This is a genomic window from Sorangium sp. So ce426 (assembly GCF_051475585.1).
GTDB classification, from domain to species: Bacteria; Myxococcota_A; Polyangia; order Polyangiales; family Polyangiaceae; genus Sorangium; species Sorangium cellulosum_B.
In genome coordinates, this window is sequence record NZ_CP150341.1 from 3,259,688 (window position 1) to 3,284,899 (window position 25,212).

15 protein-coding genes are annotated in these 25,212 nt (G+C 72.5%); 5 read left to right on the top strand and 10 right to left on the bottom strand.

Annotated elements, in window-relative coordinates:
* Nucleotides 1-559 precede the first annotated feature (559 nt).
* Complete coding sequence (locus tag WMF44_RS12465; protein ID WP_437299348.1) at nt 560-913, top strand: response regulator; 354 nt, start codon at nt 560-562, stop codon at nt 911-913.
* Here the strand turns inward: WMF44_RS12465 and WMF44_RS12470 are convergent.
* Nucleotides 882-6,377 carry an AAA family ATPase gene (locus WMF44_RS12470; protein ID WP_437299349.1) on the bottom strand — a complete coding sequence of 1,832 codons (5,496 nt, stop codon included), beginning with the start codon at nt 6,375-6,377 and terminating at the stop codon, nt 882-884. The two genes, WMF44_RS12465 and WMF44_RS12470, sit on opposite strands and share 32 nt — an antisense overlap.
* 435 nt (nt 6,378-6,812) lie before the next feature.
* Nucleotides 6,813-7,250: a nucleotide triphosphate diphosphatase NUDT15 gene (locus WMF44_RS12475; protein WP_437299350.1), complete on the bottom strand. Its 438-nt coding sequence runs from the start codon at nt 7,248-7,250 to the stop codon at nt 6,813-6,815.
* 211 nt (nt 7,251-7,461) lie between these two features.
* Between WMF44_RS12475 and WMF44_RS12480 the strand changes: the two genes are divergently transcribed.
* Nucleotides 7,462-8,163, top strand: coding sequence for a hypothetical protein (locus WMF44_RS12480; protein WP_437299351.1), 702 nt, complete (start codon nt 7,462-7,464; stop codon nt 8,161-8,163).
* A gap of 118 nt (nt 8,164-8,281) precedes the next feature.
* Here WMF44_RS12480 and WMF44_RS12485 read toward each other — a convergent pair whose 3' ends face one another.
* The 3 genes from WMF44_RS12485 to WMF44_RS12495 all read right to left on the bottom strand — a co-directional run bounded on the left by WMF44_RS12485 (nt 8,282) and on the right by WMF44_RS12495 (nt 10,988).
* Nucleotides 8,282-9,163, bottom strand: coding sequence for a tRNA1(Val) (adenine(37)-N6)-methyltransferase (locus WMF44_RS12485; RefSeq protein WP_437299352.1), 882 nt, complete (start codon nt 9,161-9,163; stop codon nt 8,282-8,284).
* 72 nt (nt 9,164-9,235) lie between these two features.
* The gene (locus WMF44_RS12490) at nt 9,236-9,922 is read right to left on the bottom strand and encodes a hypothetical protein (protein WP_437299353.1); all 687 of its coding nucleotides are present in this window, start codon (nt 9,920-9,922) and stop codon (nt 9,236-9,238) included.
* 148 nt (nt 9,923-10,070) lie between these two features.
* Nucleotides 10,071-10,988: an SIMPL domain-containing protein gene (locus WMF44_RS12495; RefSeq protein WP_437299354.1), complete on the bottom strand. Its 918-nt coding sequence runs from the start codon at nt 10,986-10,988 to the stop codon at nt 10,071-10,073.
* 196 nt (nt 10,989-11,184) lie between these two features.
* On the opposite strand from WMF44_RS12495, the gene WMF44_RS12500 reads away from it, so the two are divergent.
* Nucleotides 11,185-13,353, top strand: a complete 2,169-nt coding sequence (locus WMF44_RS12500; RefSeq protein WP_437299355.1) for a serine/threonine protein kinase — start codon at nt 11,185-11,187, stop codon at nt 13,351-13,353.
* A 19-nt stretch (nt 13,354-13,372) separates the two neighbouring features.
* Here the strand turns inward: WMF44_RS12500 and WMF44_RS12505 are convergent, their stop codons facing one another.
* The 3 genes from WMF44_RS12505 to WMF44_RS12515 are packed head-to-tail and all read right to left on the bottom strand — an operon-like array spanning nt 13,373 to nt 16,732.
* Nucleotides 13,373-15,832, bottom strand: coding sequence for a SpoIIE family protein phosphatase (locus WMF44_RS12505; RefSeq protein ID WP_437299356.1), 2,460 nt, complete (start codon nt 15,830-15,832; stop codon nt 13,373-13,375).
* A 17-nt stretch (nt 15,833-15,849) separates the two neighbouring features.
* A complete protein-coding gene (locus tag WMF44_RS12510) occupies nt 15,850-16,227 on the bottom strand; it encodes a hypothetical protein (RefSeq protein ID WP_437299357.1) in 378 nt (125 codons plus the stop codon).
* Nucleotides 16,208-16,732, bottom strand: coding sequence for a hypothetical protein (locus tag WMF44_RS12515; protein WP_044964684.1), 525 nt, complete (start codon nt 16,730-16,732; stop codon nt 16,208-16,210). The genes WMF44_RS12510 and WMF44_RS12515 overlap by 20 nt, the downstream gene beginning before the upstream one ends.
* A 473-nt stretch (nt 16,733-17,205) precedes the next feature.
* On the opposite strand from WMF44_RS12515, the gene WMF44_RS12520 reads away from it, so the two are divergent.
* Nucleotides 17,206-19,584 carry a PQQ-dependent sugar dehydrogenase gene (locus WMF44_RS12520; protein ID WP_437299358.1) on the top strand — a complete coding sequence of 793 codons (2,379 nt, stop codon included), beginning with the start codon at nt 17,206-17,208 and terminating at the stop codon, nt 19,582-19,584.
* Nucleotides 19,585-19,605: 21 nt separating this feature from the next.
* Here WMF44_RS12520 and WMF44_RS12525 read toward each other — a convergent pair whose 3' ends face one another.
* The gene (locus WMF44_RS12525; RefSeq protein WP_437299359.1) at nt 19,606-23,697 is read right to left on the bottom strand and encodes a serine/threonine-protein kinase; all 4,092 of its coding nucleotides are present in this window, start codon (nt 23,695-23,697) and stop codon (nt 19,606-19,608) included.
* A 452-nt stretch (nt 23,698-24,149) separates the two neighbouring features.
* Between WMF44_RS12525 and WMF44_RS12530 the strand changes: the two genes are divergently transcribed.
* Nucleotides 24,150-24,569, top strand: a complete 420-nt coding sequence (locus tag WMF44_RS12530) for a hypothetical protein (RefSeq protein ID WP_437299360.1) — start codon at nt 24,150-24,152, stop codon at nt 24,567-24,569.
* Between the two features lie 75 nt (nt 24,570-24,644).
* Here the strand turns inward: WMF44_RS12530 and WMF44_RS12535 are convergent, their stop codons facing one another.
* The gene (locus WMF44_RS12535) at nt 24,645-25,178 is read right to left on the bottom strand and encodes an N-acetyltransferase family protein (RefSeq protein ID WP_437299361.1); all 534 of its coding nucleotides are present in this window, start codon (nt 25,176-25,178) and stop codon (nt 24,645-24,647) included.
* Nucleotides 25,179-25,212: the final 34 nt, after the last annotated feature.

The window sequence follows — 25,212 nt, forward strand, 5'->3', positions numbered from 1 at the left end:
ACGCGGCGGTCTGACGGCGCCTCGCCGGCGCGTCACGGTCAGGCGGGATGTCGCTGCTGTGGCAGGATGCCACGCTGCGCGGCGACCGTGGCTTTGCGCCGCGCTCGCCGGCCGGCCCGCGGCGAGGCGCGGCGCCGCGCGGGGGGCCGGTCCCCGCCGAGCATGGCGACGGGCGAGCCGGCACGGCGGCAGGATCGTCACGATCACCTCGGTCGTGGGCTTGCAGGCAGAGCCAGGCCGCGTGCCTGCCTGTCGGCGGAAAGGCGGTTGCCGAGGGAGTAACCGCCCGGCGATGAGGGGCTTTCCGAAGGCCGGCGGGAATCGGAATGGCTATACTCGAATGGCCATGAGGACGCTCTCGGTCGAGTCCGTCTGCGCCGGCGCGCCAGGAGCGAGGAACGGCTGTCCAGTACAGTGCAGAAGATGAGTGTTGATGGCTGACGGCTAGCGGATCGATGTTGAGGAGAGCTCGACGGAGTCATCGGGCTCCCGCGCTGAGTGGACGGAAAGGTGGCCTGAGCCCTGTCGGTCACTCTGGGGGCCATGGAGCGAGGTGACGATGCATATTCTCGTTGCGGAAGATGACGACGACCTGCGCGAGCTCGTGGTGATGACGCTCTCGGTGGAGGGGTTCCAGGTGCAGACAGCGCGGCACGGACAAGAGGCGCTGGAGAGGATAGGTGAACACATGCCCGACCTCATCCTGCTCGACATGAAGATGCCGGTCATGGACGGCCGGACCTTCGCGCGGGAGTTTCAGAGCCGATACGGCCGGTCGGTGCCCATCATGGTCCTGACCGCGGCCGAGCACGCCGCCCTTCGAGCCCAGGAGATCGGCGCGGCAGGGTGGATCGCGAAGCCCTTTCACTGCGACCAGCTGGTCAGGATGGTGCGGTCGCACCTTCGCATGTGAGGGGCAGGCGGACGTGGAACGTGCTGCCACGGCCCTCCTCGCTCTCGAACCACATCTCGCCTCCGTGGCGCACAACGATCGCGCGCGACAGGTACAGCCCCGTCCCCATCCCTCCGTAATCGTGGGGCGTATCGGTGTGGGCGCGATAGAAGCGCTCGAAGATCCGCGCCCGCTTCTCCACGGGGATCCCCACCCCCTGATCGCGCACGGACACCAGGGCGTCGAGCGCGTCCGCCATCCGCACGTCGAGCTCCACCTCGCCGCCGTCCGGTGAGTACCGCAGGGCGTTGTCGAGCAGGTGCGCCACGACCCGCTCCAGGAGCTCGCGGTCCCCCTGGAGCACCACGGGCTCGGCGCACGTGACCCGGATGCGGCGCGACCGCGCCCCCTGCTCCAGGCGCGCCGCCAGGCGGTCGACCAGCTCCCCGAGATCCACGCGCTCGAGCACCAGATCCAGCCGGCCGAGCTGGACTTGCGAGAGGAACAGCAGATCGGCCACGATCCGCTCGATCCGGTCGGCGCCCCGCAGCAGCCCGTCCAGGATCCGGCGCTGATTCGGCGGCAGCTCCGTCGCCGTGCGCAGGAGCATCTCGGCATAACCCATGATCACGGTCACGGGCGTCTTGAGCTCGTGCGCGGCCACGCGGAGAAACTGGTCCTTGAGCCGGTCGAGCTCCACGAGCTCGGTGACGTCCCGCACGACCGCCACCGCGCCCACCACCTGTCCCCCCGCGTCGCGCATGGGCGACGCGCTCGTGTGCACGTGGCGGGTCCGCTCCGCGCCGGGGAGCGAGATCGTCCCCTCATCCAGGGCCACCGTCTCGCCGCCGAGCGCGCGCACGAGCGGCGTTTGCTCTGCTTCATAGGGCGTCCCGTTCGGGCGGTCGAAGCGGAGCCGCCGCACCAGCTCCGCGATGGGCCCGCGCGCGTCGTCCGGGCTCGCGAGCCCTGCGAGGCGCGCCGCCGCATGGTTGGCCAGGGTGACGCGCCCGCTCCTGTCGACGACGAACACGCTGTCGACCATGTTGTCGAGCACCGCTTTGATCTCCAGCTGGCTCCGCTCGAGGTCGGCGTAGAGCATGGCATTGTCGAGCGAGATGGCCGTCTGGGCGCCGAGCAGCTCGAGCACCCGGATCGTGCCGGCCGTGAACGCCCCCGTCGCGACGTTGTTCTCCAGGTAGACAAGACCGCTCAGGCGCGCCTGCCGTACGATGGGGAGGCACAGCAGCGAGCGCGGCCGTCTCCGGGTGAGGTGCTCGTCCGAAGCGAACCGCGTCGCCGCGGCGGCCTCGTCCAGGATGACGGGCTCACGCGTCCGCGCGACGTAGTGGAGGATCGACATCGGGAACGCCGCCGCCGAGGCCGGGACGCCCTTGTGGCTCGCGACGCGGATCTCCGTCCCGTCGGTCGTGGCCTCGGCGTAGACGGCGAGCTCGCCGTCGCGGACGAGGATCAGCGCCCCTCTCTGCCCGCCGGCCTGCTGGAGCACGATCTGCAGCAGCGTCTCGCTGAGCTTCGGCAAGAGGATCTCGGACGAGATGCTCTGCAAGGCTTTGACCACCGAGAACAGGTCGAGCTGCTCGGGCGCGGCCACGAACGTGGCGGTGAGCGCGACCGATTGTCGCTCGACGAGCTCGGGGTAGCATCGGTCGAGGCTCTGGACCTTGCCGTCGGCGCCCCAGCGGACATAGCAGGAGCGGGCCTCGCGCAGGTAGGTGTCGGCGAAGCGAACGAACCCCCGCGCCCGGTAAAACCGAGACGCGAGCTCGAAGGCGAGCGCTTCGACGTGGACGAAGCCGCTGTCGCGCGCCGAGTGGACGGCCTCTTCATAGGAGCGCATGGCGTCGAGGTCCCGGCCCTCGGTGCGGGCGACCTCGGCGGATACCAGGGCGTAGCGGGGCCGGAAGTTCTCGGGGCAGTTGTCGGCCCAGAGCTCCAGCCGCTGCAATTGCTCCTCGAGCGTCTGCGCGAACTGCCGCTGCTGCTCGGCAGTGGCCTGCGCATGGAGCGCCGTCAGCGTGAGCGCGTGGTAGAAGTGATGCATCGCCTCGATCGCCATGGATGCCACCTGGTGCAGCATCGACCCGGCGCTGGTCGCGGACTCCAGCGCTTCGGCATAGCGTTCATGGGTGAATGTCGCCATCTGCTTCATGACGTGGTAGTATGTAACGCCAAGTCCGAAGCCCGCCTTCTTGAGGGCCGCGACGCAGCTCTCCTCGTCGAAGGTGCCGTCGCTGAAGCTCGTGGGCGCCTGCGTCGCGCCCTTCAGGCTCGCTGCAAACTGCTCTTCGAGCCGGAGGACATGGTACACCACGTCATTGTGGGTCTGCCGGGCGAACGCGATGTGCTTCCGCGCGACATCGATGACATGAACGAGCGGCTCTCCGCTCTCCAGGACGAGCCATGTCATGTTGTAGGTCAAGTAGCCGGCAAAGACGAGATCTCCGATGTCGAGGCAGGCGAGGAAGGCCTGCTCCATGAGCGGGAGGCTCGCCGCGAAGCGCCCGCACCAGACCTTGATGACGCTCGCATTCTGGAAGAGCAGCTTCCCTTTCAGCTTTGCCGTGGCGCTCTTGAATTTTTCATTCAGCCTGAGCGCCATCTCGGAGAACTGAAGCGCGCGCGGGATGTCGCGGTAGATCGAGACCAGCACCATGCCGTAATTGCTGTAGATGAAGGACGACTCTTCGGCGTGCCCGCGCTGCAGGGAGACGCTCACCCCCTTGGCGGTGAGCAGGACCCAGAGCGCTGGTCGCGAGGTGTATACGATGGGGAACGACTCGGCGATCAGGCCGATGAGCGCCCGCGCGCCGTCGTCGCTGGCTACAGGCGCGTCGACGAGGTCGGCGATGGGGCGCCCCTGCAGGTTGATCGAGACCTGCCGGATCTCGGCCTCCGCGGCCATCCGGAGCTCCTCGTCGGACTCCGGGAGCATCACCCCGTAGAGCTCTAGGGCCTGGATCATGACGGCCACGGCGTCGCGGTGCCGTCCGGCGATCTGGTAGAGCCGCAGGCGCGATCGGTACGCCCTGGATCGGTCGGGCCTGGAGCGGGCGTACTGGAGGATCAGGTCGAACAGCGCGTCGGCCTGCTGGAAGCGGCCGACGAGGTACTCGCATTCGGCGAGCTCCAGGTGGAGCGTGAATGCATCCTCGTTCCGTGCGCTCCAGGCGTCCGGTGGCAGCAGGGATGTCGCCTGGGCCAGGTAGCTGCGAGCCGACGCGTAGGCCACCGAGGCTTTGGCCTTGGTCCCCGCCAGGAAGTTGAGCCGGCAGAGCGCCTCCTTCTCGCGCGGGTCGGTGAGGAGGTGGGCGCCGTGATTGAGCTGGTTTGCGACGTCGAAGGCCCGCTCCGCGATCCCCTGCTCTGGCAACCGAGACAGGAGGAGCCGGCCGAGCTGAAGGTGCATCCCGGCGCGCAGCTCCGCCGGGATGAGCGAATAGGCCGCTTCCTGGATGCGGTCGTGGAGGAACTTGTATGTGCTGTCCACGCGGATGACGAGGCCCGCGCGGACGGCCTCCCAGAGGTCCGCGTGTACGTCGTGCTCCACGCTGCCGCGGACCATCGCCAGGAGGGCGACCTCGGCGGTATTCCCCAGACAGGCGAGCTGCTTCAGCGCTTCCTGGGTCTTCTCGGGCAGCCGCCTGAGCTTGCCGACCATCAGGTCGACCACGTTGTCGGTGTAGCCCTTCTCGCGGATCTTCGCGACGTCCCACCGAAAGGCCTCCGTGCGCTCGTCGAACTCGATCAGGCGCTCTTCATGGAGCGAGAGGAGGAACTGGATGGCGAAGAAGGGGTTGCCGGCCGTCTTCTCGTAGGCGAGATCGGAGAGCGGCGCGCCGTCCTCGAGGCGGCAGCGGAGCGCCTCGCCGACGAACGCGGCGAGGTGCTCGCGCGGTATCGGGCCGAGCACGATGTCCGAGACGCGCGCGCCGTCTCTCCGCACCTCGTCCAGCGTCACCAGGAGCGGGTGGGTGGGGGGCACCTCGTTGTCGCGGTAGGCGCCGATGATGAGGAGATAGCGCATCTCAGGGTGGGCCAAGAGGTCCTTGAGGAGCCCGAGGCTGGCCGCGTCGACCCACTGGAGATCGTCGAGGAAGAGCGCGAGGGGGTGCTCCTTCTGGGCGAACACCCCGATGAAGTGCCGGAGCACCATGCGGAAGCGGTTCTGCGCCTCGGTCGGCGGCAGCTCGGGGACCGGCGGTTGCCGTCCGACGATCAGCTCGACCTGCGGGATCACCTCCACGATGAGCTGGGCGTTGACCCCGAGGACGTCGAGCAGCTGCCGTCTCCACGCCGCGATCCGCTCCTCGCTCTCGGCGAGGAGCTCGATCGCGAGCTCCTGGAAGGCCTGGACGAGCGTGGCGTAGGGGATGTCGCGCTTGTATTGATCGAATTTGCCCGAGAGGAAGAAGGCCCGCTCCCGGATGATCGGCTTGTGCAGCTCATGGACGAGCGCGCTCTTGCCGATCCCGGAGTATCCGGAGATGAGCAGGAGCTCCGGCGTCCCCGTGGCGACCACGCGGCCGAAGGCCCGCAGCAAGGTGGCGATCTCCGCCTCTCTGCCATAGAGCTTCTGCGGGATCTGGAGCCGGCCTGTCGTGTCTCGCTCGCCCAGCGCAAACGGCTCCACGCGCCCGCTCGCGCGCCACGCTGCGAGGCACCTCTCCAGGTCGCGCTGGAGGCCGCGCGCGCTCTGGTAGCGATCCTCGGGCATCTTGGAGAGGAGCTTCAGGGTGATCCGCGAGATCGTCTCGGGCACCTCGGGGACGAGCTCCGACGGCGACGTGGGGACGCGGGCCACGTGGCAATGGACCCATTCGACCGGGTCGCGCGCCTCGAAGGGGAGCCTGCCGGTGAGCATTTGATTGAACGTCACGCCGAGCGAGTAGAGATCGGTGCGGTTGTCGATGGCCCGGCTCGTCCGACCTGTCTGCTCCGGCGATAGATAGGGCAAGGAGCCCTCGATGAGCCGGGGGGGCTGCGCGCGCTGCTGCTCGCGGGGGAGGCGGGACGCGAACCCGAAGTCGGCGATCCTGACCTCGCCGGAGGCGGGGTTGACGAGGATGTTGCCGGGCTTCAGGTCCTTGTGGATGATGTCCTGCTGGTGGACGTCCGCGACCGCCGCCGCGATGCGGATCGCGAGGGGGAGGAAGCGCTCGATCTCCATGGGCGTCCCGAGCAGGTGATCGAGGGACTGGCCGCCGAAGTCCTCCAGGATGAGGGCCGGCATGCCCTGGTACGTCTCGAGGGCGAGCGGCTTGATGACGGCCCGGGCGTCGAGCAGCTGTCCGAGCTCATACTCGTGCTTCAGCCGCTCGCGGTCCTTCGGGCGGCTGCGCCGCGGATCGAGCACCTTGAGGATCACCGGACAGCGATCGGCGCTCCTGACCGCGCGGTAGACGACGGCTCTGCCATCGAGGGAGAGAGGCATGGTGATCGTGTACGGGGAGGCGAGGGGCATGGAGAGGGTTCCTGATGCGCGACACGCTCGGCGAGGACGATGAGGCCGCGCGCGCGGTGCTCCACGGGGCTCGGGCATCGTCGGCCGGGCCGCCGAGCCGGACCGAGAACGTGATTGAGCGCATCACGCGGGCGCGAATCGATACCAGCCGGGCTCGGCGCCCCGTGCCGGCAGGATCCTGCGAAGACGTGACGGGCCGTGATGCCATGCGCTGTCGACATGAGTGTGATCTTGTGCCTCACGTCGCGGGCGTCATGAGTCTGCGTTCCAGAAAAGGAAATGCAGCCAACCAGGCAAGGCGGGTCCGGCTATGCTTGCCCGGACGGCGAGCCCACAGTTCGTCCAGGCGCCCTACCGCGACATCAAGCCGGAGAACCTCTTCATCCTGCGGAGGCGGCGGCGCCGGCGCCGTCCTGCGCGCGCATGGGGCCGGGATCAGGGATTGTAGCGGCGGCCGCTGCGGTAGCTCGCGATGGCCAGCTCCACCGGGCGGAACAGCGGGGTGGGCAGCGCGTCGAGCGGATACCAGCCCCAGCCGGCGATCTTGTGGGGCTCGCGCTCCTCGGGCTCGCCGTCGAACTCCTCCGCGAGGAGCTGGATGTCCACATAGTGCTTGCCGTAAGCGAGGATGTTGCTGAGGCACAGGAAGGAGAGCTTCCTGACGACAAGGCCGCTCTCCTCGCGCACCTCGCGGACGGCGCAGTCCTCGAACGACTCGCCGAGCTCGAGGTGGCCGCCGCACCACGAGTAGCTGCCGTCGCCGTGGCTCCCGCGGCGCCGCGCGAGCAGCACGCGCCCGTCGCGCACCAGCATCACGCCCACGCCCACCAGCGGTCGCTCCGCGGCCTTCCCTCCGACGATCGCCTCTCCCAAGGACACCTCCCCGCACGCGACGCCGCCGTGCGTGGAGCGCGCTCTAGCACGGCGCGCAGCGGCGCCGCTCGGGAGGCGGGTCGACCCGCCGCGCCCGCTGCGCCAGCCGCGCCCGCCCCGCCAGCCGCGCCGCGCACGGAGCCACCCCGCGCACGTGCAAGCGCCGGTACCGATTGACTTTTCAGTGAACACGCGTACCGTGCCAGACACGATGGATGTGTCCTTGCCCTGGGAGCTGAACCCCGTCCTCCAGCAGAGCCGGCTCGTCCTCCTGGCGCAGACGGCGGTCGATGTCCGCAACAAGGCGTTCAGCGAGGCGAACCGCGAGGAGGGCGACACCAGCTGGGGCATCGGCTGCAAGGCGCACGAGCGGTTCGGTCATTCCCTCTGCAAGATGGCAGAGAGCGGGAAACACCCATGGCTGTCCGTCCATCGAGACGGGCTGTACTTCATGCCGCACATCGAGGGCGTCGCCGTGCGCGTGTACCGCGGTCCGGCCGACAAGCCCTCGCAGCGGCACCTCGAGGCCGCGCGCAGCGAGCACGGTCGCCGCTCGGAGTCGCGGCAGATGGCCTTCTCGTTCATGGGGCAGGAAACCGAGCCGGATGGCCCGTGGTTCTGGATGATGGCCGTGGAGACGGACGTCGAGGGGAGGGCGCTCCGCGCCGTGTTCTTCCAGGCCAACGAGGCCGGCGGGACCCGACACGCATGGGAGGCCCCGGTCGAGCGGGTGTCCGCCGAGCCTGCGCCTGCGCCTGCGCCTGCGCCCGAGCCGGGAGACAAGCCGGCGCGTCCGGCGCGACCGCGCACGGCACAGGGCCAGCAAGCGAAGGATGCGCTCCTGTCGCGCGACGGACGGCCGCTGGTCCGCGCGCAGACGATGACCCTTCCGCTCGTGTCACAGCCGAGCTGACGGCCGGCGAACCAGGCGGAGCCGCTGGAATGTGGGCTGTCCTGTCGCGGGGTGCAGATTCGTGCGCTCCGCGACAAGGCGGTGAGCCCCCGCCGACACACCCGCGCAGGAGCCCGGGCTATACAGGCATTCCCATCGTCCGGCGGAGCGCGTCGAACTCCTCGGTGAAGCGCCCGTTCCCGCCCCGCAACACGAGCGGCGGCTCGTCATCGCACGACGCCACGGCCTCGGCGCGGCGCAGGGCATAGACCGCGAACAACGCCGCCTTGCCCTCCTTGGGCACGACGTCGCGCCACGCCTCGAGCGCGAGCCCGGCCGCCGCCGCCGCCGCCTCGACGCGAGGCCGCTGCCGCGCCCCCGCGCAGGCCACGAACGGCGCGCCGGGGGCGAGCAGCCGCGCGGCCGCGAGGCAGTAGTCCTCCACGCCGCCGCGGTGCTCGAAGCGGCACGGCCCGCACTGGAGCCGAGCGGACTCGATGCCGGTGCCGACCGGCAGGTACGGCGGCGTCCCCGTCACGAGCTCCGCGGGCGCGAGCCCGTCGAGCACCGCCGGATCGCGCAGGTCCCCCCACCGGACCTCGCCGCGCGCGTCGACGCCGTTCCACGCGACCGAGCGCCGCGCCATCGAGGCGCTCACCTCCTGCGCCTCCACGCCCGCGCAGCGCGCGTCCGGGAAGCGCCACGCGGTGAACAGGAGCACCGTGCCGATGCCGCAGCCGAGGTCGACCGTGCGGCGCGGGGGCGCGTGCGCAACCCGCTCGGCCGCGAACCAGGCGGTCACGAGGTCGTCGGCCGACCAGCGGTGCCCGTCGAGCCGCTGCAGGATCCGGAAATCGCCCGAGAGATAGCAGAGGTCCTCGCCGGGGCCGGGCCAGACCTCCGGGCGATCCGGCGTCGCCGGCCGCGGCCCAGGGGCGACCCAGCCGGGCGGCCGGCGCGCAGGGCGCACGACCCCGCCGCGCGGCGCGAGGGAGGGCTGGACATCAGGGGGAGCGATCATCGACCCCATGTACCACGCCCCCGCGGCGTCAGGGGCGCGCGCAATCCCCCCCGAGCGCGCGGCCCCGCGGCGTCATTGGTTCTTGCAGTAATCCTCGAGCGAGGGATCATCGCAGAAGAGGCACGGGGTTGTCTCGCAATCCAGCGGAGGGCACGACGTGGGGCAGGTCGGCTCGTTCGGATTGCAGTGGATGATCTGCCAGGTGAGCGAACTCACGTCGTCCGGGTCGGCCGCGCAACGGCACTTGTTGATGGCGTGCGATGCCATCATGGTGACCGTGTGGCACTCCTTCTCCGGCGTCACCCCCTCTGCCGGGATTGGCGTCGTGAGATCCCACGTGAGCTCGAAGGGGCGCTGTCCGCCAGCCATGGTCCCGGCCGGGAACACCTGTGGGAACGTCACCCTCCGGAACGGGAGCGGGAACGGGGAATCTTCACTGCTGCGCCGCCCATAATCGATGTAAAGGACGCCCTGCAGAGGGGTGCCGTTGTCCTCGGACAGCACCGTCGCGCCGAAATTCTTGAAGCTGTCCTGCTGGTCGACGATGTACACGGGTAGGTGCTGGGGAGGGAAGACCGCCGTGAGCACCGGCGCGGTCCGCTCGGGGTGCTCGTACGTCGGCGGCTCGAGCACGAGGCAGCCCGTTGTCGAGGCGGCGAGCGCCGCCGCCGCGAACGAGCGAGCGAGCGCGGCGGAGCGGCGCGGGCGCGCCGCGAGGACAGGGGCACGGCGAAGGGAAGGGCGGGGCGGAGCGATCATGGTGCGCTGTGCAGGGGCCGATGGGAGATGGGTCTGTGCTGGGTACCGGGACTTTACCCACTGGGGCGACGCGCGGTGGATCTAGCTGGAATCCGACCGCCGCCGCGCGGGCAGGCGCGCCCGCGGCCCCTCCCTTCGCGCCGCGGCGTCACTTGCGCGGGCCCGCCGGCGCGCTCTCCAGCGCGTAGACGACCTTCACCTGCGTGCCGAACGGGACCTCGCCGGACGCCACGGGCGTCCCCATGTCCGCGGAGTACGCGCCGGAGGCGAGCGCGGCGCGGGGGGCGTAGATCGGGCCGTGCTCGACGACCTCGCTGATCGAGACGACGCGGCCGAGCGAGACGCCCTGGAGCCTGGCCAGCGCCTCGGCGCGAGCCCGCGCGTCCGCGATCGCCTTCTCCCGCGCGCGCGCCTCGAGCGGGCCGGTCTCGTCGAGGCCGAACGAGACGCCCCAGACGTTGTTCGCGCCGGCGGCCACGGCGGCGTCGAGCACCGGCCCGACCTGATCGAGGTTGCGGATGACGACCATCACCGTGTTGCTGACCTGATAGACGTGCGACGGCGGAGGCGGCGCCGCCGGCGCCAGGTCGGCAGGCGGCGGCTTCGGCGCGGGCGGCTGAGGCGCCTTCGGTCCGCGCCCCGCGGGGGCCGCGGGGGCCGGGGCCGCCGGCGCCGGCGCGACCGCAGGGGCGGGCTGCGCGTGGCCCATGGCCATCCAGGGCGGCACCTCGGGCTGCCGCACGAGCTGGATGGAGTAGTTGCTGGTCTGGATGTCCTTCTCGGCCAGGCCGGCGTTCTTGAGCGCCGCGAGGATCTCGGTCATGCGCGCCGCGGCGAGCTTCGTCGCCTCGTGCACCGTCGGCGCCATCACCTCGATGCCCATCTGGGCCCGGGCGACGTCCGGCCTCGCGCTGACCTCGCCGCGGCCGACGACCGTGATGGAGTTGACCTCCGGAGCGGCGGCCACGGGCGGCGTGGCCTGCGCCGCGCACGCGGCGAGCAGCGGCGTGACCGAAAGCATGAGCCCGGCGAGGTACGCGCGGGGCAGGGAGCGCTGGTTCTTCATGCCCCTGCAACGCGCGCCGCCCAGGCCGGCTTACAGGGGGCGCGCGCTTCGGCGCCCGCGCGCTCGCCGCCGCGAGCAGACCGGCGGGCCGCTCGCCGAGCCGCTCCGGCGGCGCGCCGGCGACGCCCGAGGCGGCGGCGCTCTGCCCCCTCGGCAAGTTGTTCCACGCCGCGCCGGGTGCGCTATGGTCGTTCACGTGCTCACGATACCCAGCGATGAAGAGGCCCTCGGGGGTCTGCAGGGTGCCACGATCGCCAGCGACCTCTCGTCAAACATCGGCTACCGGATCGTGTCGCGCGCCGGGTCCGGGGCGATGTTCGTCTCGTTCTACGCGGTCCGCACCGCGCCCGAAGGCGAGACGCCCGTGGTCGTCAAGATCCTCCGGCCGTCGCTCTTCAGGCAGCTGGGTCCGTCAGCGGCCGTCATCGTGAAGAAAGAGGCGGTGTCCCTCGGCCGCCTCAACGAGCAGGTCCCCCCGACCCCCTTCGTGGTCCGGCTCATCGACACCGGCACGTTCGAGGTCCGCCGCGGCACGAAGGCGCTCAACCTCCCCTGGATCACCATCGAGTACGTGCACGGCGGCGTCCAGGGCGTGACGCTCCGGCAGCGGGTGCAGGGGACCATCCAGGCCACGGGCCACGCGTTCGATCCGGCGCGCGCGACGCGCGCCATCGAGTGCATCGCGAGCGGGCTGTCGGCCGTGCACGACGTCGGCGTCGTCCACCGGCAGCTCACGCCGGAGAGCATCCTCTGCTGCGGCTCCGGCGACGACGAGCTGTTCAAGATCAGCGACTTCGGCATGGCGCGGCCGCGCGGCATCCGCGAGACGATCATGGCCGGCGTCGTCGGCAACGCCGGGGTCGTGCCGCCGGAGATGCTGTCCGCCGATCCGAGCACGATCGGCCCGTGGACCGACATCTTCAACCTCGCGTCCGTCATCTTCTTCCTGCTGACGGGCGAGGAGTACATCGTCGCGGAGTCGCAGGCGCAGGCGCTCATGGCCGCCATGGCGCGCACGCGCCGGAGCATCGTCGAGACGCGGTGGCTCCACCCGGCGCTGCGCGGCAACGAGCAGGCGTGCAAATCGATCGACTTCGCGCTCCGCTGGGCGTCCACCGGCGAGGCGCAGGAGCGCCTCCAGGAGGCGGTGGCCGTGGCCGCGATGCTCTCGCCGTACCTCCGCCCCGCCTCGCCGATCTCCGCGCTGGAGCAGCGGATCGTGGCGAGCGCGGGGGAACCGCGCGTGCGCGCCGCGGAGGAGGTCGGCCCGATGACCGTCCCGTCCACGCACCTGAAGGCGCCGGTGCTGCTCAAGGGGGAGCTCGGCCAGACGCTGCTGTCGCCGCGAAACGCCAAGGCCGCCGAGCGCCCGAGCCAGGACCGCCCGATCGAGGCCGAGATCATCAGCGCGCCCCCGCGCGCCTCGCGGGAGCCCGCGCCGCGCCTGTCGGCGGTCGTCGAGCGCTGGACGTGGAGCGTGCTCCACCACCCGAGCCTCGATTCGGTCATCCGGAGCGTGGCCTGGGACGGCTATGGCCGGTGCCTCGCGGCGGCCACGGCGGGGCTGCTCTTCTGGAACGGGACGAGCTGGAGCGAGGCGTCGTCCGGCGGCCTCCCGAGCCCGCAGGGCGTGCGCTTCGTGCACCGGATCGGGCCCGGCCGGTGGCTCATCGGCGGCGACGCCTCGACGCTCGCGGTGTACACGACGGGCGGCGTGACGGGCGTCTTCCAGCTGCCGGGAGAGCCGCAGAGCCACGTCGCGCTGAGCGGCGACCTCGAGGACATGGGCATCCTCGTCTCGACGACGCCGAACGATCCGCGGCCGCTCCTCCACGCGTTCATCGCCAAGCGCTGGCTGCGGCCGATGCCGGCCGACGGCGTCGCGCTGCTCGCCGCGGTCGCGCGCGTCGAGGACGAGCGGTGGCTCGTCGTCGGCCGGTCGACCACGGGCGAGGGGCTGGTCGCGCTCTACGCGCCGCTCGACTGGCACCTGGAGCGCATCCCGGCGCCGCCGGCGCGGGCGTTCGTCGCGTGCGCCGGGCGGCCCGATCTCGGCGTGGGCATCGCCGTCGGCGCGGAGGGCAGCGTCGTCTGGCGGTACGGGCAGAGCGTCTTCACGGAGATCATCGAGCCGCGGCGCGCCCTGTCGGCCGCGACGATCGACGCGGAGGGGCGCGCCTGGGCGGGCAGCGCGGGGCGCATCTGGGTGCGGCGCGGCGGCATCCCGCCCATGGCCGGGGTGTGGGAGTGCGTCTGGGAGAACGACGCCTGGGTCGGCCCGGTCGTGTCGCTGTTCGTCGACGGCGAGGTGGTCGTCGCCATCACCGCGGACGGCGGGATCATCGAGGGCCGCGTCACCGGCTGACGAGCCCGGCGAGCCGCCGTCACCGCGGCGCGCGGTACCTGCCCACGACGATCGTGATGTCGTCGTCCGGGCTCGGGCACCAGCCGTCGACCTCCCGCAGGATCCGGTCGCGGATGTCGTCGACCGGCGCGTCCTGGGCGGCTTCGACGGTGGCGCAGAGCCGCGAGAGCCCGAACTGCTCCCGGTGCGCGTTGCGCGCCTCCGTCACCCCGTCGCTGTAGAGCACGAGCAGGTCGCCGTCCTCGAGGAGGAGCTCGGCGTCCCTTGTCATCGCGTCGATGGACGGCAGGACGCCGACCCACACGCCGGAGCTCGGGATGCACTCGCTCCTCCGCGTCCTCGCGCGGCACACGATGATGTCGTCGTGCGCGCCCGCGAACGTCACCCGCCCGCCGCGCTCGTAGCGCAGCAGCAGCAGGGTCGCGTGCTCGTCGCGCTTCAGCCGGTCGCGGATGTTGTCGTAGATCGCCCGGTTGAGCGCCGAGACGACCTCGCCCGGGCGGGCGCCCGGATCCCTGCGCGTCATGGCCGCGACCATGCTCTGGATCATCAGCATGACGAGGCCCGCCACGAGCCCGTGCCCCGCCACGTCGCCGATCCCGAGCCACCCGCCGTCCCGCGTGGGGAGCACGTCGTAGTAGTCGCCGCCGACCTCCGCGGCCGGCCGCATCATCGCGGAGAGATCGAGCCCCTCCACGTGCAGGTGCGCCGGGACGAGCGTTGTCTGGATGTGCTTCGCGACCAGGGTCTCCTGGTGGACCCGCTCCTGCTCCAGCCGCTCGCGCACCTCGACGTGCCGGACGATCTCCCGGTGCATCGACACCGCCTTCATCGCCGAGCCGATCTGGAGGCGCGCCGCGTCGTAGACCATCTCGTTCGCGCCGCTGTTGACGAGCGCGACGCCGTAGTGCTCCGTCTCGCCGAACGTGAGCGGCATCGCGACGACGCTCCAGCGCTCCGACGAGCTCAGGAAGCCGGGCGGCGCGAGGCACGAGGACGCGAAGCTCGCGGGCGGCGGCTCCACCTCGCGGCTGTTCTCCATCAGAAAGAGCGACTGCAGGGTGGCGCGCTGGGGATCGTCGAAGAGCGATATGGCGACGTGCGTGAGATCCAGCTTCGGCAGCTCCGCCGCGAGCGTGCGCCGGAGGGTGGGCATGCCGAGGCAGGTCGAGAAGAACATGCCGGTCCAGCTGAGGTTGACCGACGCGCGCTCCAGGTACAGCCGCTTCTCGCCCTCGGCGCGGACGGAGGCGTGGCTGATCAGGATGCGGCACGTGTGCCAGAGCCGCTCGAGGCGGTCGTCGGAGGCGCCGCCGGGCGCCCGGCCGATCTTCGCGCGGAGCAGGGTGATCGCGCCCTGGAACTGGTCGAGGGCGACGCCCTCGCGCCCCGCCGCGTCGAGGAGGTCCTGGAGCGCCGCCGGGAAGCGGCCCTCCCGCCCGCTCAGCTCCTCCTCGAGCGCGGAGAGCAGCTCCCGGGGCCAGGCCTCACGCGACGCCGCCGGGACGGTCACGCACCGCGCGAGCGCGCGCTCCAGCGGCTCCCGCTGCGCGGCGACGGAGAGCGGCTCGCGGCGCGGAGGCGCTCCGGTCGCGCGCGGGAGGGCAGCGTAGTAGCCGCAGCCGCACGACTCGCGCCGCGTGAGCTCGACGGGGAGGAGGCTGCAGTCCGGCACACGCTCGCCGCGGAGCTGGCGCACGACCGTCTCGACCGCGAGCGCCCCGATCTCCTTGATCGGATGGCGGACGGTCGTCAACGACGGCCTCGTGACGCGCGAGACGGCGACGTCATCGAACCCGCACACGAGGACGTCCCGAGGGACGTCGATGCCGTGCGCCTTCAGCGTGTCCATCGCGCCGAGGGCCATGTTGTCGTTGCCGGCGACGACGGCATCGAACTCGACCCTGCGCCCGAGGAGCTCGCGCATCGCGCGGCGTCCGCCGTCGATCAGAAAATCGCCGTACACGAAGAGGCGCTCGTCATAGGGGAGCGCGCGCGCCTCGAGGGCCCGCCGGTACGCCGCGGCGCGCAGCTTCGCCTCCTCGTTGTTGGCCGGCCCGCTGATGTAGGCGACGCGCTTGCACGCGTGGTCGTAGAGCACGTGCGCGACCGCCGCCTCCCCCCCGACCGCGTTGTCGACGATGACGCTCGGGACGCCGTCCAGCGCGAGCCCCACGCTGCACACGGGCAGGGGCGCGAGCGATCGGCAGAACTCGTGCGCTCCCTCGGGGCCGACGTGGTTCGTGAGCGCCGACGACATGATCACCGCCCCATCGACCGTCGCCGCGCCGATGAGCGAATAGATCCCGCCCCGGGCGTCCAGCGTGAAGCCCTGGCGGGCGCGCGTCTCGCCGAAGGCCACGATGAGGTTGACGTCGTGCGCCTCGGCCGCGCGCTCGACCCCGAAGCGCGCCTCGGACTGGTACTCGCCGCAGAGGTAGTCGGTCAGGAGGGCGATCGTGTGGCGCTTCGCCGCCATGATCTATCGCTCCTCGTTCACTTGTCGTGGATGGAGACGAGGCCGGGGGACATGCGCTCCAGGGCCGCCAGGCTCCGCCGCTGCCACCCGAGCCGCGCGTCCGTGACGAACCGGATCTTGCAGCTGGGGCCCTGGCCGGTGACGCCGGAGATGAAGGCGATGAACGCCTTCAGGCAGCTCGAGTTCAGGAAGTACAGCGCGCGTATGTCGAACTCGACGGCTGCGAGCGAGAGGCGCCGGACCTCGTGCTGGACCTCCTTGCAATAGGCGCCGAGCGGCGCGGCCGCCGCCATGTCGCCCGTCCCGGTGAGCTTGATACTCAGGTGATCGCCGAGCAGCGCCGGCTCGATGCCGAAGCTGTCCGTTGTGATGCGATCAACCCTTAGGCTGTCCATTCATCCTCCACCGCTCGAGCGGCGCGTGCGCGATGATCGTGAGCTCGTTGCCCTCGATCTTGTAGTCGACGTCGAGCCCTCCCTCGGCGCGGACGCGCGCGAGGCCCAGGCCGGAGACGCCCTCGACCATCGCTGTCTCCGTGATGAGGTCGTCGTAGTGCTTCAGCGGGTCGCTCGCGGTCTTCAGGTCGAGCAGCCGCTTCTCGACCTCTCGCAGCCGCTCCGGCGATGCCTCATTGCGCGCGCGGATCTTCATGATGTGAGACCGCTCGTCCTCCTCCAGCGCGAGCTCGAGGCTGACGCGAGGGCCGGTGGAGTATTTGGTGATGTTCTCGGCGAGCTCGTGCGCGGCCATGTAGAACCGCGAGCTCACATTCGCGTCGTCCAGCACCGCGCCGCAGAAGCTGGACACCAGCCGCAGCACCGCCGTCGCCAGGCGCTCGCTCGGAAAGAAGGTGATGCAGAGGAATAGCGAGGCGCTCTGCGTCGGTTCGGGGGATGACACAATCTGTTATATTACGCCGCCCTCGCGCAGGATCCAACCCCTAGTTCCGCGGGCGGCGCGGTTCTCGTTCCGCTCTCGTGAGCGCGTGAGCGCGGGCGAGCGCGGAAGACGGAGGGCACGCAGAGCGAACTCCGCCATCGCGCCTCCGATGTGATGCGGTTCTCACCTCGGAATGTGATGCGCTTCGCAGTTCACGCGGCGGCGCGCTTTCCTCCAGGGCATAACGCGACGCGTTGCCCGCGGCGGAGTGGCATGCTCGTTGATGACGAACGTGGCGTCCATCGGTGCCCAGGTGTGTCCATGGATCCGGTGCGGCCACCGCGCGCCTCGCGCACATACGCCTTCACCTGAGGGAAACATCCGGCCGGGCGATCCAGCAAAGGGGGTATTGCTGTATGGAACAACGATGCTTCTCGCTCGGGCCGCCCTGGCCACTCGGGCCGTCGCGCCGCCGCCCACATCGCTTGGCGGCGATGACGGGCGCCCCCTTTCTCGTGATGCGCGGCGTCCTGGCCGGCGCCGGCGCGGCGGCGGCGATCGGCTGCAGCACCGCGCCCGGGACGGAGGGCGAGCTCGAGCGCCCCGCCGGCGCGATTCTCGGTGTCGGAGAGGGGGATTCGGCGGCGCTCGGAGCGGCCTCGGCGGCGCTGTCGAGCGATGGTGAACCGTGCGCCGACGGGGCCGCGCTGCCGCCCGATCCGCTGCCGCCCGCGCGGCTCTCCGAGACCGGGCTCCACGCCGACATCACGACGCGATCGCGGGCAGCGGGCGCACGTGAGTTTCGTCCTGCTCACGAGCTCTGGTCGGACGGGGCGGCGAAGCGGCGCTTCGTGTACCTGCCGCCCTGCTCCACGGTCGACACGAGCGACATGGATCACTGGTCGCTGCCCGTGGGCGCGCGCTTCTGGAAGGAGCTCCGCGCGGAGGGCGTGGCCGTGGAGACGCGGTTCATCCACCGTTTCGGGCCGGGCATCGACGACTGGCTGTTCGCCGCGTACGCGTGGGATCCGGCGAGGAACGACGCGTTCCTCGTCGAGGCGGGCGTCGAGGACGCGCGCGGGACCGCGCACGACATCCCGCGGACCGAGGACTGCTGGGAGTGCCACGGGAAGCTCCCGGAGCGCGTCCTCGGCTTCAGCGCGCTGCAGCTGAGCCACGATGGACCGGGCGAGACGATGGCGTCCCTGAGCGACGCCGGGCGGCTCACCGTCCCGATGCCGGGAGGGGTGCGCCCGCCGGGCGACGCCCGGGCGGCCGCCGCGCTCGGCTATCTCCACGCGAACTGCGGCAATTGCCACAACAGCACCGGCGTCGCGACCCTGCGGACACGCCTCCTCGCGGCGAACACCACGGTGGAGAGCACCGATACGTACACGACCGGCGTGGGCGTGACACCCAGCTTCTGGGAGCCCGGCGCGCTCTACCGGATCACGCCGGGAGATCCCGAGTCGAGCGCCGTCGTGCTGCGGATGGAGCACCGCGGCTCCAGGGCGCAGATGCCCCCGCTCGCGTCGGACGCCGCCGACGCGGCGGGCCTCGCGGCTGTCCGCTCCTGGATCGAGGGCCTCGGGCCGCCGCCCGAGGCAGGGAGCGGGGGCGGGGCCGCAGGCGGCGCGAGCGTTGGCGCCAGCAGCACGAGCGCGAGCTCCGGCAGCGGCACCAGCGGCAGCGACGGCGCCGGCGGCGCCGGCGCGGGCGGCGGCAGCGGCGGCTCCGGCGCCGCGTGCGCCGGGGTGCCGCGCCTGAAGCTCACGCAGGTCGCGGCCGGCCTGGCGACGCCCGTCTTCCTCGCGAGCCCGCCGGGCGACCGAGCGAGGATGTTCGTCCTCGAAAAGGACGGCGTCGTCCGCCTGATCAAAGACGGTGTCCTCCGGTCCACCCCGTTCCTCGATCTCCGGGGTGGGACATCGTGCCCGCCGTCGCGGCCGGCGAGCGGGAACCCGCTCGTGTGCGCGCCCAGCCCGACCGCGGAGGGCGGGCTGCTGGGGATGGCGTTTCACCCGCGCTACGCGGAGAGTGGCAGGTTCTGGCTCTTCTACACCGCCGCGCCCAGGGGCAACGTCACGATCGCCGAGTTCCGCCGCTCGGCCTCGAACCCCGATGTCGCCGACACGTCGGCGGGGAGCGTGCCTGTCCGGACGCTCCTCGACGCGAGGCACGGCGGCTGGAACCACGCGGGCGGCACGCTCGCGTTCGGCCCCGACGGCTACCTCTACGCGTCGGTCGGCGACGCGGCCGTCACGCCCTATTCGGCCTCTCCAGCGAAGGATCTCTCGTCTCCGCTCGGGAAGATCCTGCGGATCGACGTGGACAGCGGGCTCGGCCCGCCAGGCAACCTCTCCGGCCCGGGCGTGAACCCGCTCGTCTGGGACTACGGCCTGCGCAATCCGTGGCGCATCAGCTTCGACAGGGGCACGGGGGATCTCTACATCGCCGACGTGGGACAGAACGCCTGGGAGGAGCTCGACATCGAGCCGGCGCGCGCCGGGCGGCGCGATTACGGGTGGCCGGAGATGGAGGGCGACCACTGCGTCGCCGCCGGGTGCTCCCGCGTCGGCGTCGCGCCCGCCGTGGAGCACAGCCACTCGAGCGGAGAGGGCGGCTCGATCACGGGCGGCTACGTCTATCGCGGCTCGGCGATTCCGTGCCTCAGGGGAAGGTACGTTTACGGCGACTACGGGACGCACCGCTTCTGGACGCTGCGGTGGGACGGATCGAGGGCGCGGGATCACGTCGAGATCACGGCGGACCTCGAGTCGAGCCTGCCCGCGGCCTCGTTCGGCGAGGATGCCGCGGGCGAGCTTCACGTCGTCATGCTGACCGGCGAGGTGTTCCGCGTCGATCCGAGGTGAAGGCCCAGCGCCCTGGCGGCGCTATCCCGCGAGCTGCCCGTCGCCCGCCCGGAGCTTCGCGAAGCGCGGGCGCCAGGCCCGGCTCTGGGCGAGCAGCGGCGCGGTGCGCGCGAGGAGCAGCGCCAGATCCTCGGGGCGGCCGGCGTCGAGCAGGGCGCGCGCCCGCCAGTAGAGGAGCTCGACCCGCTGATCGGCGCTGAGGCCGCCGCCCAGCTCGCCGGGCGGCTCCCCCTCCTCGCGCGCCGTCGACCGCGTGCGCGTGCTCTCCATGCCGGACCTCGGATCCTTCACGGCGAGCTGCATGACGCCGAGCAGGGCCTGGGCGTACGGCGGCAGATCCGCGACAGCCCCCTGCGCCCTGAGCCACCGGAGCTGCCGGCTCGCGTCCGCGTGCTCGTCGCGCATCGCGTGGATCCGCGCGAGCAGGAGCGCGCTCCTGTAGGCCGGCCTGTCCTTGAGCTGCTCGTCGAGCGAGCGCGCCTGCCGCACCAGGGGCAGCGCCTCGTCCTCGTGCCCCCAGAGGTAGAGCAGCTCCGCGAGCTTGATCGTCGCGTCCCGCTCCGCCAGGGCGCTCGCCTCCTCGCGGGCCAGCTGGACCGCGCGCCGGAGGTCCGCCATCGCGCGGTCCGGGGCGTCGAGCGCCGGCCAGAGCTCCGCGCGGCGGACGAGCGCCGCGCAGAGGTGGGCCCGGTCGCCGCGCTCCTCGCAGCTGCGCACGGCGTCGTCGAAGCGCCGCTCCGCCTCCTCGAGCTGGCCGGACCGCGCGAGCACGCAGGCCAGCAGCGTGAGCCCGGTCACGTGCGTGTCGTGATCGGCCTCGCGGACGCGCTCCACGCCGTGCGTGAGCCGCTCGAGGGCGTCGTCCAGGTTGCCCTTGCGGAAGGCCGAGCGGCCGGCCGCGACCTCGAAGCGCGCGGCGAGCGCGGCGTCGGCGCGGCCCTCGCGGGCGTCGAGCAGCGGGATCACCTCCTCGACGCGCGCCGCCGACTCCTCCCAGGCGCCCGCCCAGTCGAGCGCGGTCGCCTCCTCGAGCAGCGCCTCCGCGATCATCCGCGGGTCCTTCATCGTCCGGGCCAGCGCCCCCGCGGAGCGGAGATCGTCGAGCGCCTCGCCGGTGCGCAGGACGCGGTAGCGCACGCGCGCGCGGCCGAGGAGCGCGAGGTACCGCTGGCGCTGATCGTCGCCGTCGGCCCAGAGGAGCGCGGACGCGTAGTGGCCCTCCGCCACCGCGTTGTTGTGCCGGTCGCGCTGGAGATCGCCGAGGAGCAGGTACGCGTGCGCCGCGCGCGCGCGCGCCCCGGCGGCCGCGGCGTGGCGCGCGATCGGCTCGAGCAGATCCGGCGCCCTCGGCCGGGCCTCGGCCATGAGCTCCCAGACGGCGAGCGCGTGCCGGTGCATCGCCGCGCGCTGGTCCTCCGCGAGCAGCGCGTAGATGGCCTCCTGCAAGAGCGCGCTCCGGAAGGCATAGCTGGCGCCGCCGCAGAGGGCGCCCTCGCCGTGCGCGGCGCCGTGCGCGCCGCGGGGGACGAGGAGCCCGCGCGCCACGAGCGCGCGAAGCGCGCGCGGTACGTCGACGCGCGCGCTCGGTACGTCGACGCGCGCGCTCGGGACATCGACGTGGTCGACGCTCGCCGCCGCCGCGTCCTCGCGCTCGCGCTCGCGCTCGCCCTCGCGCTCGAGCGCGCGTTGCACGCTCGCCGCCACGTCCTCCGAGAGCTCGAAGCCGAGCACCGCGCAGAGCCTCGCGCACGCGGCGAGCTCCGGCGGGAGCGCCTCCAGCTGCCCCGTGGCGAACCACTGCCACGCGGGCGACGGCGGCAGCCTCTCCAGCTCGGCGGTCGCGAGCTGGTGGCCGCTCGATCTCGCCCGCAGCCGCACGAGGCCCGCGCGCTTGATCGCCCGGGTGAGCTCCACGAGGGCGCGGGGGTTGTAGCCGGCCCACGCGCAGATGCGCCGGAGCGTCGCGCTCGGCGGAGGCTCCGCGGGCCGGAGGAGCTCCGCGCAGAGCAGGAGCCCCGCGGCGTCGTCGAGCGGCGGGAGCCGGATGTGATCGCGCGCGTGGCCGCGGGCGCTCAGGGCGTGCCGCCGCGGCGCCGGCGAGCAGCGCGCCGGGGCGCCGGCGAGCAGCACCCAGAGCGAGACCGACGCCTCGCGCCGCGTCGCGAGGTCGAGCGCGTCGAGCGTCGCGCTGTCGGCGAGGTGCGCGTCGTCGACGATCACGACGACGGGCCGCTCCATCGCCCTCCGGCGGAGCCCCTCGGCGAGCGCCCGGATCACGCTCCCGCGGCGCGGCGGCGGCCGGCCCGCGGGGCCGCCCGGCCAGCCGAGGATCGCGGCCACGGCGGGCCACACCTCGCCTCCGAGCGGCTCTCCGAGCCGCTCGACGCAGAACGCGCGCGGGTCGCCGGGCGCCGCGAGGGCGAAGTCCCTCGCGCCGAGCACCTCGGCGAGCAAGGCGGCCGCGGTCTGGCCGTGGCCGCCCCCGGGGCGCGCGCCGAGCTCCGGCTCGGCGCGCAGCGAGATCACGAGCGCGCCGGGGTGCGCGCGCCGGCTGCGCTCGGCGATCTCCTCGGCGAGGCGCGACTTGCCGACGCCGCGCTCGCCGATCAGCGCGCAGAGGCCGGGCCCGAGGCCCGCGAGCGCGCGCTCGCGGCTCTCCTCGGCGGCGCTCTGGGCGTCGCCGCGCCCGACGAGCGGCGGCGCGGCGCGCGCGGCGCCGCGATGGCCCGAGGGCGGGGGCGCGTCCGGGGCGAAGAAGTAGCGGCCGTCCTCGCTCGCCGCGGCGACGTCGAACCCGGCATGGGCGGTGACGAGCTCGGCGCTGAGCGCGATGCCGCGCCACGGATCCGCGGGGAGCCACGACTCGGGCCGCTCCACGGCGATGCCGGCGGCGTGGACGACCTCGGCGTCGCGGCGGAGCTTCAACGGCGCGATGTGGATCGCGAGCGGCGCGCCGACCGAGGCGACGATCTCCCGCCCCGCGAGGAGCGCGCGCTCCGCGGCCGCCTCTTTCGGGCCAGGGAAGATCGCGACGAAGCGGTAGCCGCGCTGCCGCGCGAGGTGCCCGTCGTGACGGGCCACGGCGGCGCGGACCTCGGCCTCGGCGCCGCGGGCCTCCAGGGCGAGCACCACCGTGTCGTGCCGGTCCGTGGAGCCGGTGGCGACGTCGTCTCCCGTGGTCGCCGCGGCGCCGGCGGCGCCGCCGGTCAGGGCGAGCGCCTCGGCGCCCGCCGACGCGAGCGCGGCCCGCAGGCCCGCGGCGTCGGCCGGGCGGCGCGCGCGCTCCTTGGCGAGGCAGGCGAGGACGAGGGCCTCGATGGACGGGGGGACAGGGGCGATCTCGCTCGGCCTGGGGGGGAGCCGGCCGAGGTGCCCCTGCGCGACGCTCGCGGGATCGCCCGCGAACGGAGGGCGCAGCGTGAGCAGCTCGAACAGGAGCGCGCCGAAGGCGTAGAGATCCGCGCGCGCGTCGAGCGGCTCGCCCCGGAGCCGCTCGGGCGACGCGACCTCGGGCGTCCCGAGCATGGCGCCCAGCGTGGTGAGCGCGCTGTCCGCCGGGTGGCAGACGACGCCGCGCTCGCGCTGCGTGAGGCCGAAGTCGAGGAGCCGCACGCCGCCGTCGGGCTCGAGGAAGACGTTCTCGGGCGCGAGATCCAGGTGGACCAGGCCGCGCTCGTGCACCACCTGGAGGCAGCTCAGCACGCCGAGCGCGACGTCGAGGGCGGAGCGCAGGTCGGGCGCGGCGGGCAGGCCCTCGAGGTGGGCCGCCAGCGTCTCGCCGCGGAGCCGCTCCATCGCGATGTACGCGCGGCCGTCCTCGAGCACGCCGTTCTGGAGCAGGCGAGGCGAGGCCGGGGGACCGAGCTGCTCGAGCGCCCACGCCTCGCTGCGGAACCGCTCGCGCGCGAGCAGCGAGTGGGCCCTGCTGATCTTGAGCACGGCGGGAGCGCCGTCCTCCGCCCGCGTCGCGGCCCAGAGGACCGAGAAGGCGCCCGCCGCGAGCGGCGAGCCGACGCGGAAGCCCGCGACGGACGGCGGCGTCTCGGCGTCGAGATCGACCGGCGCCGGGCGGGACGGCGCCGTGGCTCCGTCCGTCGAGCAGGAGGTGAGCACTGCGAGTCGGCGATGGCAGGAAGGGCAACGCGGCAAGAAGACCTCGGATGACCTCGGGTGGGGCCCGGCGCGATCCGTGACCGATATTACCGGTGTTGCGGGTTGTCACGAGCAGGAAAACCGCTTTGCGCGACACTACCTTATGCCCATGGCGAAAGTGGGTGCTCGGCCTGCTCGGCCTTCTCGGTCACCCGCGACATCGTGGGTGGCGTGTCGACATCGGAGGACAGCGGCGTCCGTCGCGCTGCGCGAGAGGGACCGCGGCTGTCGTCCTGTCCTGCGAGCAGCCGGGCGAGCGATGGGCAGGGGTGAATCTCCGTCGAACACCCACCTTCGGAGAGGCGGAGCCGGGTCCGCGCGTGACTGTCGCGCGCGGGCGTCGGCGGGGCTCGGCTGATCCGCGCCGGTCCTCGAGCCGTGGTGTATGCTGTTCCGAGCGGTCGGAGGGCTGGATGATCCATCGACAGACGGGCGAGATCGAGCTCACATCCGGGCTTCGCATCGGGCCCTCGTACTCGGAAGCGCAGTTCTTGTCGTCGCCGCTCGCGCGGATGGCCAACGCCCTGAGCCAGGCGCAGCCGTGGAGCGGATACCGGATGTCGCGGCAGCGCATCGGCTTCCGGACCTTCCGCATCACGCTTCACTTCTGCAGCGGCAAGATCGCGTGGGTCGAGCTGTTCGAGGTGGGCGCCGAGTCGAAGGCGTTCTGGAACGACTGGTCCGAGAAGGAGGAGGCGGAGCGCAAGGCCAGCCACGACGCCTGGCTGGCGTCGATCCTCGGCGCCCCGCCGTACGAGTATCCCTGGGGAAAGATCACTTCCCAGCACGATCCGCGGGGCGGTTACAGCAGCATCGTCGTGCGCTTCGGCTAGCGCGCCCGGGCGCTGGGGCTCGATGCCGTCGCTGGTGCACGGGCCGGCGTCGCCCTCGGCGTGGGATCCGGGGCGCTACAGCGCTCGCCGGTAGCGGATCTCCGGGAGGCTGCCGGCGCCGACCCGCGCCCACCGCCGCGCGCCGTCGCGGCCGAAGCCGGAGAGCTCGTAGAAGCGGCGCGCGCGGGTGTTCCCCTCGAGGACCCAGATCGTCATGGTCGTGTGGCGGCGCCGGGCCAGGTCGGCCTGCGCCGTGTCGAGCAGCGCGGCGCCGAGCCCGCGCCCCCACGCGGCGGGCAGGAGGTAGATCGTGTAGAGCTCGCCGACGTCACCCGGGTCGTCGTCGTCGCGCGTCGGCCCGGCGCTCGCGAAGCCGAGCCCGGCGTCCCCGGCGCAGAGCATCCAGGTCCGCGTCCCGGCCGCGGCGTCGCGGCTCAGGATGCGCCGCCAGCTCACCTCGCGCGCCGGCACGGAGAGGGCGTTGAGATCGGCCGCCGGCACCAGGCCCAGGTAGGCCGCCTGCCAGGAGTCGACCTCGATGCGCGCGATGACGGCCGCGTCGGCCGGCTGTGCCCGGCGGATGACCGCCCCTGTGATCCGCTCTGACATGGTGTCTCGCACCCCAGGTTGGCCGGCGCCGCGG